Below are 15,075 nucleotides of genomic sequence, written 5' to 3'. Positions count from 1 at the left end.
GCGTGTCCTGACGGGCATGCCGCTGGCCTGCCGCCCATTGAAAGGACGACTTCGTATGATTTCCTATCACGATCGCCTGCCACCGCCCGATGAAAACACTGCGGTGGAGGATGACAAACTGTCTTGCATCGAACGCGGCACGCTGGGCGAGCTGCTGCGCCGTATCGCGCGCTACCTGGTGCTGCGTTGAAGCGCCGCAAGCTGTCTTGCCGGCGGCACCACCGGACCGTTCCGACGGCATGCTCTCAACGCGACAGTGCCTCGATGCGCTCGGCGGTATCCGGGTGGGACGAGAGCAATGCCGGCACCTCAGCGCCGGCATGGGCCTGCGCCAGTTTGCGCAATGCACTGGCAAGCAGCCGGGGCGGCAAGCCGTTCCGGGCGAGCTGCGCCTGGGCGAAGGCGTCGGCCTCGCGTTCGGCGTCGCGCGAGTAGCCCAGCTCCAGCAGCATCGACCCCATGCCCACCACCGTGGTCGCCGCCGATGGGGCATCACCCAGCAGCGCGGCCAGCGCCAGCCCGATACCGGCGCTCTGATACAGCATGCGCAGGCCATGCTGGTGTTCCACGTGGCCGATCTCATGCGCGAGCACCGCTGCCACTTCCTGATCGCTGGCAATGGCGGCCAATTGGTCGGTCAGCACCACCACACCGCCGGGCAGGGCGAAGGCGTTGGCGCCGAGCGTGCCGGCGTCACGCAGATGCAGGACATAGCGATGTCGGCTGTCGGGGGGCACGAGGCCGGCGAAGGCGCGCCGCAGTACCGCCTGGCGCGCCGGTGACACCCGGCTGGGCTTGAGCGCGATCCCTGACTGTTCCAGGCTGCTGAAACTGTGCTCGCCCAATGCGCGTTCCAGCCCTGCGGGCGTCAGTGTCGCCGCGCCACGTGCCGCCAGCGGCAGCCCCCACAGATAGGCCGCGCCCACACCGATCACAAGGATCAGCACGGCGTACAGCGAGAAGCGCCAGTGCTGCTCCAGCCGGAACAGGCGTTCCTCGCGCCGGGCCAGGATGGTCGCCAAACCGGCATGATCGTCGCATTCACACAAGCCGCCGTCAGGCAGCTGCAGCCGGCGCGGTTGTCGTCCCAGCCGGGGTTCCAGGATCACTTCGCCCAGCCGGTAACGCTGCGGCAGCGCCAGCCCGTCCATGCGCAACATGGTACCGTCGCGCCGCAATGTCACCGCCTGTGCGCTACTGCTGCGGCCATCGAAGTAACGGGCCGGAATGCCACCGGTCATAGCGCCAGATCCACATCCAGCAGGTCGCCCGCTTCGCTGCCGGTGGCCGAAGCCGCCTGCTGCCGGTCCGCTTCGAAGCCGCTCAGGTCATCCGGTGCCAAGACTGCCATATGCTCGATCCGGTAGCGTGCCAGCGCGATGGTGACCCAGGGCGCCGCCAGGCCCAGGGTGAGGACAAACAGCGGCATGTGCTTGATCAGCGCCCAGGCATAGCCCGGCAGGCTGATCTTGCTTTCGAACCGGCAGTCGGCCACTTCGGTATGGTTCCATGCGGTGTTGAGGATCATCATCCGGGTACATTGGCCCAGCACCGCCAAGGATCCGATCATCAGCAGATACATCGCGGCGAGGCCTGCCATCGCAAAGCCGTACTGGCTGGGCGATTTCTGGAAGCTGGCGTAGTCGATGCCGCTGAGTCCAAATGCCAGCCCGGCCAGCCCGACCAGCAATCCCAGTATGACCACAAGGCCGATGCTGCTCAGCAGCGAGATCAGATACACCATGTAGTAGGCGCCGACGGCGGGTCGCATCGCGAACTGCTGCGTGCCGAAGCGCACGTTGTCGGTGATGAAGCGGCGCTGCTGATGTTGCACGAAAGGCCAGGCCAGCCCCAGCGTGGGAATCAACAGCAGCGGCAGCGCGAGGAAGTAAAGGTAGGCATCACCGATCCGACCATTGAAACCGAAGGCGACATTGCGGTAACGGGTATGGCGCAGGTTGAAGCTCAGCGAGCGCACCACGATCCAGGGCATCGCCAGCCATACCGTGGCCGCCAGCACGAGCGGCGCGACCGGATGCACCATGGACAGCAGATAGAGCGGTGCCAGCAGCGCGATCATCAGCAGTCGGCCCTTGAGGATGGCCATTGGCTGTGCGGTGTAGTCGAAGGTACTGCCGGCCAGTTCGGTGCTGCCGTAGAAGTACTTCAACCGCCGTACCTTGGCCCAGGCGGAATAGATGCCCAGCGTGAGCACGCTGAGCACCAGATTGACGATCCAGATCCGGAAATACTCCCCCCCGCGCCCATGGAAGCGCAGCGGCCAGCGGTTCGGAGTCGGTGCATGATTGGCAAGACCGGCGTGGCTGTGCATGGTTATCCCCCTGTCATGGTTTGGCGCACCGCGACAGCGTAGGCGCTTTCGCTACAGTAAGCAATCACCGCTGGTGCCGCCGACGCCAGACCATGCCAGAGAGGTTGGCTTAACGCAGCTTGCGGACCACCTGCATCAGCTCGTCGATCGCAGCGGCTCCGTCGCCGGCGGCGACCGCATCGGCGACACAGCCCCGTGCATGGCTTTCAAGCAGTTGCATCGCCAGGCTGTCCAATGCCGATTTCACAGCGGCGACCTGGGTCAGGATGTCGATGCAGTAGCGGTCCTCCTGCACCATCCTGTTGATGCCCCTGACCTGGCCTTCGATCCGGTTCAGGCGGCTGATCAGCGCGGGCTTGTTGTCACGTTCGACGCGGCGTGGATCGTCACCGCTGCAGCACATATCAGCGGACGACGTCATATCCGGCTTCCTCGATGACCTGTTCCAGCTCCTTGCGGTCGGTGTCCGCAGGGTCGAAGCGCACCTGGGCCTGGCCCGGGGCGAGCGAGACATTGACTTCTTCCACGCCCGGCACGGCCTTGAGCGCGCGGGTGACCGAGGCGGCGCAGCCGCCGCAGGTCATGCCTTCAATACGGATGTCGATCTGTTGCATGGTGTGTGCTCCTGAGAGTGGGTGGGGAAATCAAGGCCGCCAGCGCTTGAGCAGCAGCGCATTGCTGACCACGGAAATCGAGCTTGCCGCCATCGCGGCACCGGCGAACACCGGCGAGAGCAGGCCGAACGCGGCCAGCGGAATGCCCAGCACGTTGTAGAAGAAGGCGAAAAAGAGATTCTGCCGGATCTTGCGCAGCGTCGAGCGCGAGAGCGAGATCGCGGCGGCCACGTGCGCCAGATCGTTGTGCATCAACGTGATGTCGGCTGCCTCGATCGCCACGTCCGACCCCGAGCGCATTGCAAAGCTCACGTCTGCGGCCGCCAGCGCCGGGGCGTCGTTGACGCCGTCGCCAGCCATCGCGACCAGTGCGCCACCTGCCTTGAATTCGGTGACGGCGTTGGCCTTGTCCGCCGGTTTGACGCCGGCCCGGAATTCGGCGATGCCCAGCTCGCGCGCGACGGCGGCCGCCGTGTCGGCGTTGTCGCCGGTCAGCATCACCACCCGCACGCCCTGGCCTGCCAGGGCTTCGATGGCGGCGCGCGAACTGGGGCGGACCGCGTCGGCCAGCGCGATCAGGCCGGCAAATGCGCCGTCGACCGCCACGCTGACCACGGTCTGGCCCCGGCTCGCCAGCGCAGCCACGGCGTCGCGCTGCGCCTCGTCCAGCGGCACGCTCCAATCCGGGGTGCCCACGCGCAGTTGATGCCCTTCGACCAGGCCGAGCACGCCGTGCCCCGGCTCGGCGCGAAAACCGTCCGCCGGCAGCAGCGGCAGCCCCTCGGCCTGGGCCCGCTCCAGCACCGCGCGGGCCAACGGATGTTCCGACCCGGCTTCCAGGCTTGCCACCCATTGCAGCAGCCGCCCCGCATCGCTGCCCGCGGCGGGTTGCACCGCGGTCACCGTCGGGCGGCCTTCGGTCAACGTGCCGGTCTTGTCCACCACCAGCACCGAGAGCTTGCCGGCGCGCTCCAGCGCTTCGGCATTGCGGAACAGGATGCCCTGGCGCGCGCCCAGGCCCACCCCCATCATCACCGCGGTCGGCGTCGCCAGTCCCAGTGCGCAGGGGCAGGCGATCACCAGCACCGCCACCGCATGCATCAACGCCACGGCCGGATCGCCCAGCCAGATCCAGCTGACCACGAACGTGAGCAGCGCGATCACCACCACCACCGGTACGAATACCGCCGAGATCCGGTCCGCCAGTTGCTGGATCGGCGCCTTGGAGCCCTGCGCCTGCCCGACCAGGCGGACGATCTCGGCAAGCTGGGTGCTGCCGCCCACGCCCTCGGCCCGCACCGTGAGCGTGCCTTCCACATTGCGCGTGCCGGCGTAGACCTTGTCGTGCGGGGCCTTGGCAACAGGCACCGACTCGCCGGTCAGCATGGCCTCGTCCAGCGCGGCCTGGCCGCTCAGCACCTGGCCGTCGACCGGCACCTGCTCGCCGTGGCGTATCACTACCTCGTCGCCCGGTTGCAACTGGGCGATCGGCACCTCGACCAGTTGCTGCCCGCGCAGCACCCGGGCGGTCTTGGGCTGCAGCGCCAGCAGCTGCGCGATCGCACCGGCAGTGCGCCCCTTGGCCCGTGCTTCCAGCAGCTTGCCGAGCACCACCAACGCGATCACTGCCGCACCCGCCTCGAAATAGACGTGTTGATGGTGCCAGCCGGCAAGGGTGACCACGCTGCTGTAGGCCCAGGCCATGGTGGTGCCCAGCGCGACCAGCACGTCCATATTGGCCCCGCCACCGCGCAGCGCATGCCAGGCGCCGCGATAGAAACGCAGACCCACGGTGAACTGCACCAGGGTGGCAAGCACCATCTGCAGTGGCCGCGGCACCCATTCGTGTCCTGCGCCCAGCATCATCACGACCATCTCCACCATCAGCGGTGCGCTGAGCACGGCGGCGAGCCCGAAGGCATACCAGGCCCGACGCAGCGCCCGCTCATCATGGGCAGGGGGGGTATCTGTGGAAACGGGCCGGGCATCGTAGCCGGCCTTGCGGATCGCGGCGACGGCCTCATCCATGTCGAATGCACCGGGCAGGAATTCGATGCGGGCGGTTTCGGTGGCGAAGTTGACCGCAGCCGTCACACCGGGTTGGCGGTTGAGCACCTTCTCGATGCGGCTGGCACAGGCGGCGCAGGTCATGCCGGAGACAGCCAGCTCAAGCGTCTGGCGGAGCACCTCGTAGCCGGCTTTGCGGATGGCGGCTTCCACTTGCGGCAACGTGGCACCATCCAGTGTGACGTGGGCGGTCTCGGTGGCGAAATTGACCGAGGCGCTGATCCCCGGCTGGCGGTTGAGGACCTTTTCTATCCGCGTGGCGCAGGCAGCGCAGGTCATGCCGGAAATGGGAACGGTCACTGATTGGTTCATCGTCGGGGTCCGTGGTGTATATACCATATGGGGGTATAATAAACCCCATGGGGGTATATAGCAAGCGCCCGGCGACCCGATCCAAGCCAGCGGCGCGGCGGGGGGATCTGTTGCGACCAGCGTTGTATGTGGCTGCTCCACCTCCGCGGCACTGTTGCAACCGATGCCTTGCCGGCACGCATGTCACCACGGCAATCCGAGGCGGGCCTGGTGGGGGAGGGTGCAGCAGGCAGGGGGCGTGCAGACGTCCCCGTTGCCTGGGAGAAACTGCAGGCGCGATCGGCGCCGCGGCATGCCGCAATGCACACCGGGGCCCGATCCGCTTCCTGGGAACAACGGCACTAGCCGTTCGACAACGGATGCCCTTCGGCGTCGGTTACCACCAGGGTCACCGGCACGTTGTTGCGCGTGGCGTGCGAATACGGGCAGATGTCCTCATGGGCAGTGTTGACAAGGGCGTGCGCCTGCTTGCCATCGAGGCCGGAGAACGCCGCGGTCAGGGTGACGGCAAGCTGAAATCCGCCGGCTTCGCGCTTGCCGATGCCGACACGGGCGCTCACCTGCAGCGTCTGCAGCTGGATCCGTTGCTGTCGCGCCACGAACCGGATCGCCGATTCGAAGCAGGCGGCATAGCCCGCCGCGAAGAGCTGTTCGGGGTTGGTGGCCGCCGTGCCGGGGCCGCCCAGTTCCTTGGGCATGGCAAGCGCAAGATCGAGCACGCCGTCGGACGACTTGATCCGGCCTTCGCGCCCGCCCTGCGCAACGGCTTCGGCGGTGTACAGAATATCGCTCATCGCATGGCTCCTGGCCGGGCTGCATGCCCGGCATGGGGGTTGCTTGGAAAGGCACCGCCGGCGTGTGCCGGCGATTTCTCAAGGAGCCGACATGAACACGCCATCTTCCGAACGGCAGCCCCACCGCGCCGTCGCCAGCGATCCGGCCGACCGCGCGGCCCAGGTGCGCCCGGTCGATACCGGAACCCATGTCGACAGCGAAAGCTTAGGCGACGAGACCGCGGTGGACCGTGTGCGTAATGACGACCCGTCCACGCGCGAGCGCGGCGAGGGCAACTATGTGGCGAGCGATCCCACGGTCAGCGAGCAGCGGCGCCGCCAGCGGCGCGATGCCTCGGACGACCTGGGCATGTGAGCCTGTTTGTAAAAACCGCTCCCACAGGCCGGTTTTTGCAGCACCGCGGTACCTCTGCAGATGATGTGCATGATGGAGAAGGGAGCACTGCAGCAGGGGCACTGCCGGCTCCCAACTGCTGTGGCTGATGGAGGCAGACCATGGCTTGGCAACCGGTGCGGCCGCAGATCGGCGCGCCCGCATGTTGGGCCGCAGCGGGCCGCGCCGCTACACTGAGCCGACCTTCATTGCGCGGCCTGTCATCTGCCCATGTCCCATCCCGTCTTCCTGCGCGATGCTGCATTGCCCTGGCTGGAACTGCGCAGTGCCACTGACAGCGCCGCCTGCTATCGGGAGCATACCCACGATACCTGGTCGGTCGGCCTGATCGATGCCGGGCATAGCACGCTCAGCGTGGCCGGCACATGCCGGCCGCTGTGTGCCGGGCAATGGGTATGCATCCCACCGGCGCAGGTGCATGCCTGCAACCCTGCACCAGGGCTGTGCTGGGGCTATCGGATGTTCTATTTCGACGCCGGATGGGTCGAACACGCGTTGGAACCATGGACTGCGATGCAGCCACCGATGTTCGCCGCGGTGCCTGCGCTGTACCGCTGCTGGCACCGCACCGCCTTGCTGTTGCTCGATCCCGCCGTGTCGGTGCTGGCCAAGGAGACCGCGCTGCTGCATGCGTGGGTTCAGGCCGTCCGTGCCGGTGGTGCGGTGGCGCGACCAGTGCGGTCCGGCGCGGACCACCGCGTGGCGCGGGTATTCGACTACCTGCAGGCGCACGCGGCTGACAACGTATCGCTTGCCGCACTGGCGGAACTGGCAGGGTTGAGCCGCTACCATCTGATACGCCGTTTCAAGGCACGCTACGGCCTGACACCTCATGCCTGCCTGACCGATCTGCGGATCAGGCAGGCCCGCCACCTGTTGCGCGATCCGGCACTGCCGCTTGCCCAGGTGGCATTGGCGGTGGGATTTGCCGACCAGAGCCATTTCCAGCGTGCCTTCAAAGCGCGGATGGCAACGACACCGCAACGGTATCGGGGTCAGGGCCTGGTGTCGGCCCCGGCATAGCCAAGGTATCTGCATGCCGCCACGTGCTGTGGCTCAACCGATGGCCAGCAGCGCCGCAAGCCCCAGCAAGGCGGCCCCGGCCAGCCGATCGACCAACGACAGGCGCCGTTGCAGCGCGGTTGCGATGCCTGGATGGCGGCAGCCGGCGACCAATGCAAGATGCCACGCCAGTACGGCCGTCGCCATCCACGCACCGAATGCCCAGCGCCAGCAGGTCGGTGTGGCAGCGTCGACGACGCCGGCCAGCAGCCCCAGATAGAACACCGCGTTCTTGGGATTGAGCATGGCGGCGGCCAGCCCATGCAGCACGCCGCCGAGCATGGCTTGGGGGTACGCCGCCGTGGCAGGTGTTGTGGCGTCACTGCGTGACACGGCCCGCAGCAAATGCCAGCCGGTCACTGCCAAATAGGCGACACCGCCCCAGCGCAACGCCGCAGCCCACGAAGGATGACGCTGCAGTAGCGAAATGCCGGCCAGCGCCAGCGTGATATAGACGCCGTTGGCCAGCACAATGCCCATGCTGAGTGCCATGCCGTGGCGGGCGCCATGCCGCAGGGTGCCGCGCGTCACCAGCACGAAGTCGGGCCCGGGACTGAGCAGGGCGGCGCCATGCGCAACGGCCAGCACGGCAAGGGAAGACAAGGGATCCATGCGCACCTCATGGTGAAAGTGCCGATGCTGCCGGCAGTGGCCAGCCAAGGGATTGCACGAAATTGCGCACCGCCCCATTGCTCGGGGCAGCCGTTCATCCGTGCTTTCGGTGCCCGTGTAGGATGCGGCTGGCATGGGTCGCCCCGGCTGGCCAAAATCGTTGCCCCGTGCCGCGCATGGACACGCCGGCCGGGACCGGGGACCGACCCCGTTACAACAAGGAGGAGTAACCCATGCATCAGTTGATCACCGCGTTGCTGGCCACGGTGCTGCTTGCCGGCGCTCAGGCCGCCGCACCCGGGGCGGCCTCGTGCCCGCCGCAGGACACGCAGACCATGCGACTGCCCGAACCCGATGGTCCCTTCAATGTCGGGCGTGTCAGCCTGTCGCTGACCGACCCGGCCCGTGAGGAGACATTCACCGCCGACCCGAACGATCGTCGCGAGGTGCCGATCGAGGTGTGGTACCCAGCCGATGAGCGCGACAACGACCGCAACCGCGCGCCGTATCACCCCCATGCCGAGCATCTGGTCGCTGAAATCGCGCCGGTACTGGGCCTCACGCCCGAGCAGGCGGGTGCCTTCCGCCACGTGCGCACCCATGCTGCACAAGAGGCCGACCTCTCGCGCCGCCGTGCCCAGTATCCGGTGCTGCTGTTCAGCCACGGCAATTTCGGCCGCTCGACCCAGAGCACCTTCCAGGCCGAGGAGCTGGCAAGCCAGGGCTATGTGGTGGTCGGGCTCAACCATCCCTACATGGGCACGGGCATCAGCATCAGCACCGGCCCGGTGTTCTATGCCGGCAGTGGTTTCATCTATCCGTCGGATGACGTGCTGGCGGGCTACTACGACATCATGGCCCGCGATGCCGTATTCGTGCTCGACGAGCTGCACCGGCTCAACCAAGCCGACGCGAGCGGCCGCTTCACCGGCCGGCTCGATCTGGCGCGGGTCGGCATGTTCGGCCATTCGGATGGTGGCGCCGCCACCGCGCGGGCCTTGACGCTCGATGCGCGCTTCAAGGCTGGCATCAACCAGGACGGCTACCCGGTACCGCCGGCGCAGTCCCTGGGCATCAGCCAACCGTTCGCCTACCTGATCGCCAGCAAGACCTTCCCCGAGGGCAAGACCGAGGCGGAATTGCTGGAGCTTGCTCTTTATTGGGGCTTTGACGATCCGCAGCGCTTTGTCGATCTGGTGACCCAGCGTGTGCCGCGCGCCAAGGCACTGATCAAGGGCGAGGGCTACGTGATCCGGCTCGACGGCGCAAGCCACTACGACTTCACCGACCTGGTGCTGCTCGACACACCGCCGACGCAAGCCATGCGGGGCGATATGGCCCCGCACTATGTGCAGCGGATCATCAACGAAACCACGCAGCAGTTCTTCGACAAGTATCTGAAGGGCAAGCCCGCACCGGTGCTGGATCGGCCGCGTGCACGCTATCCGCAGATGGATTTCCTGCTGCGTCAGTAAGTAAGTCCGCGCTGCCGCGGTACCGGCTGCTGCCAGGCCTCAGCGGGCGGTACCGCGGCAGCACTTTGTCCCTTGCTGGTGATGCATTGCCGGTGCTGGCAGGTGCGCTGGTTTATTCCATGTGGCGGGTGCATGGCCATGCCTGCCCGTTTGTCATGAAATTCTTGCCTCGTTCGTCTACCCCCCGTAATTTCCGTGCACCCGCCTGCCCAGGCCTGCCACTCCCATTCCAATAAGATGACGCCCTGCCTCCCCTTACTGCGCGGCCTGGCGCTGGCCGCCGCCGTGTTCGCCATTCCCGCTGCCGGCGCCCCCACCACCGTGGCTGGCGGGCTGTTGCCGGTGACGGCGCTGGATCATTACAGCGAAGACAACGCCGCGTCCCGCCGGGGCAGCGAGGGGCAGGCCATCGACGAGATCGATGTCCTCACCGGCGGGGTGCGGCTGAGCCTGCCGCTGTTCACCCTGCCCGGCGCCGGCGATTCCTTACAACTGTTCTGGCAGCACAACACGCTCGAACCGTTCACCGAACCCATCCATGGCGTGCGGGTGCGCGGCAACAACGCGCCCTCGCAATCACGCCCGCCCACTTACACGCTGGAACTGCCGGACGGCAGCACCCAGTTGTTCCATGCAGCGCCCCAGCTTGGGACCCACCTCTACCGCACCGCCAGCAACTGGCTGCTGTCGGCCTACACCGGCATGGGTGGCATTACCCAGGCGCAATGGCTCAAGTCACCGGATGGCACGGTGTACACCCTGGATGTGGTGCAGCGCGACGTGAAGCGGGTGTACGCCGCGGCCATCGATCCCCAGGTGTTCGCGGCGCCGCGTGGCTTCGACCCCCGCAAGCAAGCCTTCGCCAAAGGTGCCGGCGGGGCGTTCAACTACCACCTGCCCAGCGCCAGCGTGGATGCCAACGGCAACCGGGTCACCTACAGCTATCAGGATGAACTGCTGACCGGGATGTACGCGGCGGACGGGCGCCGTATCGAGATCGCCTGGAACCGGCTGCAGCAGCGGCCGACGCTGGTGACCAGCGGTGGGCGGCGCTGGCAGATCGACTACGTCGGCGAGACCTTCTCCAGCGGCCTGGTGCCATTGGACGGCACGGTGGTGCTGACCCAGCCGGACAACCAGACCTGGCACTTGCAGTGGACCAACTGGGAAGTCTTCATGGCGGACCATGCGTGGAACCGCAGCAGCTATCCGTTGTTCCGCAGCGTGCGCTACCCCACCGGCGGCGTCACCGAGTTCGCGTACACCCGGTTCGTGGCCGGTGCGATCGAGCAGTTGCCGTGTGCGGGGAGCGAGTGCAACCCGACCCCGTGGGAGCCGTACTTCCGCGAAAAATCCCGGCCGGCCCTGGCCAGGAAGACCACCTCGGACGGCGGCAGCTGGGTGTACCACCACTATCACGATCTGGCGCAGCACGGGGTGCTGTCCATCGTGCCCACCCGCAACTCGCCGACGCCGCCGGGCAACCAGGGCGCCTTCTCGAACATACGCCAGGTGACGGCGCCGAGCGGGGTGACCCGCTATACCTTCTTCACCCCGTACGACATCCGGAACTGCGCGCAGGACGTCTGGCAGTCGGGATTGCTGCTGGAGAAGGACGTCGCAGGGCTGCACACCGAACGCTACGCCTGGCGCAAGGCGGTGATCGGCCCGCAGCCGGTGTTCTTCAACGAGCACTACTGCACGGCGGCGGACAGTGCGGTGCCGCTGCTGGCCGACCAGACCATCACCCGCAACGGCAAGGTGTTCCACACCCGCTACAGCGGCCACGACCCCTACGGCCGGGTCGGACTGATCGTCGAGACCGGCGATGCCGGCAACCCCCGCGTCACCCGCCGCAGCTACCTCACCGATACCGGCCGCTGGCTGATGGACCAGGTGCGCAGCGAGACCGTGCACGCCAGCGAGACCGCCCCGGCCTTCAGCAGCCTGAGCCGCGACTACGACGCGCTGGGCAACCTGCTGCGCGAGACCCGCGACGGCGTGGTGCGCAGCTTCACCTACCAGGCCGACGGCCAGCTGGCCAGCGCCACCGACCCGCGTGGCTTCACCACCCGCTACAGCAACTACCACCGTGGCCTGCCGCGCACCGAGGTGCGGCCGGTGGCCACCGGCGTGGTCAACGCTGCCTGCCCGCTGGGCAGCGACCTCACGCTCACCCGCACCGTCGACGACTACGGCAACGTCACCAGCCTGACCAATGGCCGGCGCCTCACCACCGGCTACCAGTACGACGCGATGAATCGGTTGATCGCGATCACGCCGCCACAGGGGGCGGCCACCCAGATCAGCTGGCAGGCCACCGGCCGCACACTGACCCGCGGCAGCTACAGTGACAGCCAAAGCTGGGACGGCTTCGGCCGGCCGGTGGCCAGCACCGTCAACGGCATCACCGTGACCCGCCGCTTCGATGCGGCCGGGCGGCAGACCTTCGAGAGCCACCCCAACCAGAGCGTGGGCGACAGCACCGCCTACGACGCGCTCAACCGCGTCACGCAGGTGACCCACGCCGACGGTACCTACCGCAGCTATGGCTACAGCGGCAGCGCGGTGGCCGAAGTGAATGCCCGCGGCTACCAGACCTCGTCGTTCTACCAGGCGTTCGGCGATCCGGACGACAAGGCGCTGATCAAGGTGGTGCCGCCGGTGGCCGAGGCGGTGACCGAGATCGAGCGCGACCTGCTGGGCAAGGTGCGGACGGTACGGCAGAACGGGGTGACGCGCAGCTGGGGCTACGACAGCCGGCACTACCTGGTGAGCCGCACCGATCCGGAGACCGGCACCACGGTGCTGGGACGCGATGCGGCGGGCAACCTGATCAGCAGCAAGGTGGGCAGCCAGGGGCAGGTGAACTACGGCTACGACGCGCAGCAGCGGCTGGTGACGGTGAGCTACAGCGACGGCAGCGCCGAGAGCGTGTGCCGGCGCTACGACGGCAACGGCAACCTGATCGGCCTGGAGACCGGCACGGTCAAGCGCAGCCAAGCGTTTGACGCCAACGACAACCTGACCACGGAAACCCTGGTGGCGGCGGGGCGGACGCTGACGCTGCAGCACGAATACGACGCCCACGACGCGCGCAGCGCGGTGGTGTACCCGAGCAACCGGCGGGTGGACCTGGCCCCGGACGCGTTCGGCCGGCCGACCCGGCTGGGCGAGGTGGTGCCGCTGCTGCAGTACAACGCGCGCCACCAGCTGGTGCGCTGGCAAGGCGCCAACGGCCGCCAGGACCATACCGAGTTCAACGCCCGCGGTTGGCCGGTGGCGCACCGGGTGATCCCCGCCCAGGCGCAGATCCCGCCGCAGCCGGTGGCCCCGGCCCCGGTGGCCGCCCCCGGCGCCCCCCCGGTCGCCCCGGCCCAGCCGGCGCAGCCGGGCGTGCCCGAACCCAACGAGGTGAACGCCGACCAGGGCTGCCGCGCCGCCTACCCGGAACCGCAAGGCAGCTCGGACGGCGCGGAGCGGGCCCGCTTCGAATGGCGCCGCAATCAATACGAACCGTGCGTGGCCAACTGGCAGGCCAAGGGCTCGGAGTGGCGCAGCGGCAACGGCGCCTGCCTGTACAAGCACCCCAAACCGGTGTGTAACCACAGCCGCTGCCACGAAGACAGCTATTACCAGAACGCGCTGCGCACCTGGTCCGCCGCGGTCGCCGCCTGCACCGACGACTGGCGCTACCGGGTGGGGGTGTGGGACAGCTACCACGCCGCCTACGCCACCTGGCAGGGCCAGTACGCCCACTACCAGCAACAACAGGCCGACTACACCGCCCGGCAACAGGCGTATGCCCGCTACCAGGCCGACCTGGCGGCCTACCAGCAGGCGCTGGCCGCCTACCAACAGGCGGTGGCGGCGGCCCAGCCGCTGATCGACAGCCGCTGGGACTACGACGGCAACGGCAACGTGCTCGCCATCACCGACACCGCCCACGCCGCCTGGAACCGCAGCTTCGGCTACGACGGGCTGGACCGGCTGACCGTGGCCAACGCCCCGGCGGTGTGGGGCAACGGCAGCCTCGGCTACGACGGCAACGGCAACCTCAAGCACCAGGCCTTTGGCGCCTGGCGCCTGGACTACGGCTACGACGCCAGCCAGAAGCTCAAGACCGTCACCGGCGGCCGGCGCTACACGCTGGGCTACGACGGCTGGGGCAACGTCACCACCCGGGGCGACGGGCTGGCCTACCAATACGACGCCGCCGGCAGCCTGCGCTGGGTGAACAAGGGCGCCGCCAGCCAGATCGCCTATACCTACGACGGTGGCGGCACCCGGGTGCTGAGCCAGGGCAACGGCCTCAACCGGCTGGCGTTCAGCGGCGCCGACGGGCTGCTGTACCATGAGATCGACCTGGCCACCGGCAGCAGCGAGGACTTCATCTACCACGGCCGCAGCAAGCTGGCGGACATCCAGGGCAGCAGCACCACCTGGTACCACAGCGACCCGGCCGGCAGCCCGCTGGCGGCGACCAACCAGAGCGGCACACTGCTGTGGCGGACCCACTACCGGCCGTACGGCGAGAAGCTGGTGGGGGCCACCACCGAGAACACCCAGTGGTTCACCGGCAAGCCGCATGAGGACAGGATCGGGCTGAGCGACTATGGGGCGCGCTGGTACGACCCGGTGCTGGGGCGGTTCATGGCGATTGACCCGGTGGATTGGGTGGGTCGGAACACGCTCCACTCGTTCAATCGGTATGGGTATGCGAACAGCAATCCGTTGAAGTTTATTGATCCGGACGGGCGCGAGGGAGAGGCTGCGGTAAAGGCTGGCTGGCAAGCCGCAGAAAAAGCTACAGCTGAAGCCTTGGAAAGGGCAGGCTATACAGTAGTGCAGCAGGTTGCTGTGACTGTCGAGGGTTTGACAAATCCAGCTGTTATAGACGCAATTGGGAAAAAGGGAGATATGATTGCCATAGTCGAGACAAAAGATGGCTTGACAAGTAAGCTGTCACCAGCACAGAAAGCAGTACTTCAAACTGCAATTAAATCAGGAAATGTTTCCATTGTTTCCGCTGAAAAGGCTGCACAGATTGGATTGAAAGCAGGAGTTTCCTTGGCCAAGCAAGGAAATGTAATTGCTGCTCTCAATGCCGCGGTTGGTGGTAGAGCTACTAGGCAATTTGTTTCACTGGCGGCACAAAGAGGTTTCGCCACTTTTGAAATGACGAACCCGGTGGGGTGGGCTATTCAAGCCTTGTTCTACAGTGAAAAGCTCGGCGGCTGCTCAGGCGGTCGCTGCTCTGATACGATATATTAGGGCACACCTTTTTAAAGTTGGAGATAGATTTGCGCTTATTAAATGAAATTCAGCCTGGACTTAAAAAGAGAGGGTATCTATTAAAGCGCTCCAATGATGATGGGCGAGTCATATTCGCGCGAAAAATCGATGACCAACT

At 66.7% G+C, this 15,075-nt stretch carries 12 protein-coding genes; 5 read left to right on the top strand and 7 right to left on the bottom strand.

Annotation, left to right across the window (positions count from 1 at the left end):
• The first annotated feature begins 55 nt into the window (after positions 1 to 55).
• A complete protein-coding gene (locus N8I74_RS12815; RefSeq protein WP_263123498.1) occupies positions 56 to 190 on the top strand; it encodes a hypothetical protein in 135 nt (44 codons plus the stop codon).
• Between the two features lie 55 nt (positions 191 to 245).
• On the opposite strand, the gene N8I74_RS12810 is transcribed toward N8I74_RS12815, so the two are convergent.
• The 6 genes from N8I74_RS12810 to N8I74_RS12785 form a co-directional block, all read right to left on the bottom strand.
• Positions 246 to 1,241 (bottom strand): M48 family metallopeptidase, encoded by a 996-nt coding sequence (locus N8I74_RS12810; RefSeq protein WP_263123497.1) that lies wholly within the window; start codon positions 1,239 to 1,241, stop codon positions 246 to 248.
• Positions 1,238 to 2,332 (bottom strand): YjgN family protein, encoded by a 1,095-nt coding sequence (locus N8I74_RS12805; RefSeq protein ID WP_263123496.1) that lies wholly within the window; start codon positions 2,330 to 2,332, stop codon positions 1,238 to 1,240. The genes N8I74_RS12810 and N8I74_RS12805 overlap by 4 nt, the downstream gene beginning before the upstream one ends.
• Positions 2,333 to 2,441: 109 nt before the next feature.
• Positions 2,442 to 2,753, bottom strand: coding sequence for a metal-sensitive transcriptional regulator (locus tag N8I74_RS12800; protein ID WP_408611817.1), 312 nt, complete (start codon positions 2,751 to 2,753; stop codon positions 2,442 to 2,444).
• Positions 2,737 to 2,946: a heavy-metal-associated domain-containing protein gene (locus N8I74_RS12795; RefSeq protein ID WP_263123495.1), complete on the bottom strand. Its 210-nt coding sequence runs from the start codon at positions 2,944 to 2,946 to the stop codon at positions 2,737 to 2,739. Before N8I74_RS12795 ends, N8I74_RS12800 begins: the two co-directional genes overlap by 17 nt.
• 30 nt (positions 2,947 to 2,976) lie before the next feature.
• The gene (locus tag N8I74_RS12790) at positions 2,977 to 5,325 is read right to left on the bottom strand and encodes a heavy metal translocating P-type ATPase (protein WP_263123494.1); all 2,349 of its coding nucleotides are present in this window, start codon (positions 5,323 to 5,325) and stop codon (positions 2,977 to 2,979) included.
• Positions 5,326 to 5,666: 341 nt separating this feature from the next.
• Complete coding sequence (locus N8I74_RS12785) at positions 5,667 to 6,119, bottom strand: organic hydroperoxide resistance protein (protein WP_263123493.1); 453 nt, start codon at positions 6,117 to 6,119, stop codon at positions 5,667 to 5,669.
• A gap of 91 nt (positions 6,120 to 6,210) precedes the next feature.
• Here N8I74_RS12785 and N8I74_RS12780 point away from each other — a divergent pair, with 91 nt between their 5' ends.
• Both N8I74_RS12780 and N8I74_RS12775 read left to right on the top strand, forming a co-directional pair.
• On the top strand, positions 6,211 to 6,474 hold the full coding sequence (locus tag N8I74_RS12780; protein ID WP_263123492.1) for a hypothetical protein: 264 nt from the start codon (positions 6,211 to 6,213) through the stop codon (positions 6,472 to 6,474).
• 249 nt (positions 6,475 to 6,723) lie between these two features.
• On the top strand, positions 6,724 to 7,536 hold the full coding sequence (locus tag N8I74_RS12775) for a helix-turn-helix domain-containing protein (protein WP_263123491.1): 813 nt from the start codon (positions 6,724 to 6,726) through the stop codon (positions 7,534 to 7,536).
• Positions 7,537 to 7,569: 33 nt separating this feature from the next.
• Here the strand turns inward: N8I74_RS12775 and N8I74_RS12770 are convergent, their stop codons facing one another.
• Entirely contained in the window at positions 7,570 to 8,187 is a 618-nt protein-coding gene (locus tag N8I74_RS12770; protein WP_263123490.1) for a LysE family translocator, read from the bottom strand.
• Between the two features lie 233 nt (positions 8,188 to 8,420).
• Between N8I74_RS12770 and N8I74_RS12765 the strand changes: the two genes are divergently transcribed.
• Together N8I74_RS12765 and N8I74_RS12760 are read left to right on the top strand one after the other, a co-directional pair.
• Positions 8,421 to 9,662 (top strand): alpha/beta hydrolase family protein, encoded by a 1,242-nt coding sequence (locus tag N8I74_RS12765; RefSeq protein WP_263123489.1) that lies wholly within the window; start codon positions 8,421 to 8,423, stop codon positions 9,660 to 9,662.
• A 237-nt stretch (positions 9,663 to 9,899) separates the two neighbouring features.
• On the top strand, positions 9,900 to 14,936 hold the full coding sequence (locus N8I74_RS12760) for an RHS repeat domain-containing protein (RefSeq protein WP_263123488.1): 5,037 nt from the start codon (positions 9,900 to 9,902) through the stop codon (positions 14,934 to 14,936).
• The last annotated feature ends 139 nt before the right edge of the window (positions 14,937 to 15,075 follow it).

Source organism: Chitiniphilus purpureus, from assembly GCF_025642115.1.
Classification (GTDB): Bacteria; Pseudomonadota; Gammaproteobacteria; order Burkholderiales; family Chitinibacteraceae; genus Chitiniphilus; species Chitiniphilus purpureus.
The sequence above is the reverse complement of the archived record's forward strand: the minus strand, read 5'-3'. Positions and strand labels throughout refer to the sequence as shown.

Coding starts and splice junctions, on each gene's coding strand:
- N8I74_RS12770 (WP_263123490.1), bottom strand. CDS start 8,187: ATGGATCCCTTGTCTTCCCTTGCCGTGCTGGCCGTTGCGCATGGCGCC.
- N8I74_RS12775 (WP_263123491.1), top strand. CDS start 6,724: ATGTCCCATCCCGTCTTCCTGCGCGATGCTGCATTGCCCTGGCTGGAA.
- N8I74_RS12790 (WP_263123494.1), bottom strand. CDS start 5,325: ATGAACCAATCAGTGACCGTTCCCATTTCCGGCATGACCTGCGCTGCC.
- N8I74_RS12765 (WP_263123489.1), top strand. CDS start 8,421: ATGCATCAGTTGATCACCGCGTTGCTGGCCACGGTGCTGCTTGCCGGC.
- N8I74_RS12795 (WP_263123495.1), bottom strand. CDS start 2,946: ATGCAACAGATCGACATCCGTATTGAAGGCATGACCTGCGGCGGCTGC.
- N8I74_RS12780 (WP_263123492.1), top strand. CDS start 6,211: ATGAACACGCCATCTTCCGAACGGCAGCCCCACCGCGCCGTCGCCAGC.
- N8I74_RS12800 (WP_408611817.1), bottom strand. CDS start 2,753: ATGACGTCGTCCGCTGATATGTGCTGCAGCGGTGACGATCCACGCCGC.
- N8I74_RS12805 (WP_263123496.1), bottom strand. CDS start 2,332: ATGCACAGCCACGCCGGTCTTGCCAATCATGCACCGACTCCGAACCGC.
- N8I74_RS12810 (WP_263123497.1), bottom strand. CDS start 1,241: ATGACCGGTGGCATTCCGGCCCGTTACTTCGATGGCCGCAGCAGTAGC.
- N8I74_RS12785 (WP_263123493.1), bottom strand. CDS start 6,119: ATGAGCGATATTCTGTACACCGCCGAAGCCGTTGCGCAGGGCGGGCGC.
- N8I74_RS12815 (WP_263123498.1), top strand. CDS start 56: ATGATTTCCTATCACGATCGCCTGCCACCGCCCGATGAAAACACTGCG.
- N8I74_RS12760 (WP_263123488.1), top strand. CDS start 9,900: ATGACGCCCTGCCTCCCCTTACTGCGCGGCCTGGCGCTGGCCGCCGCC.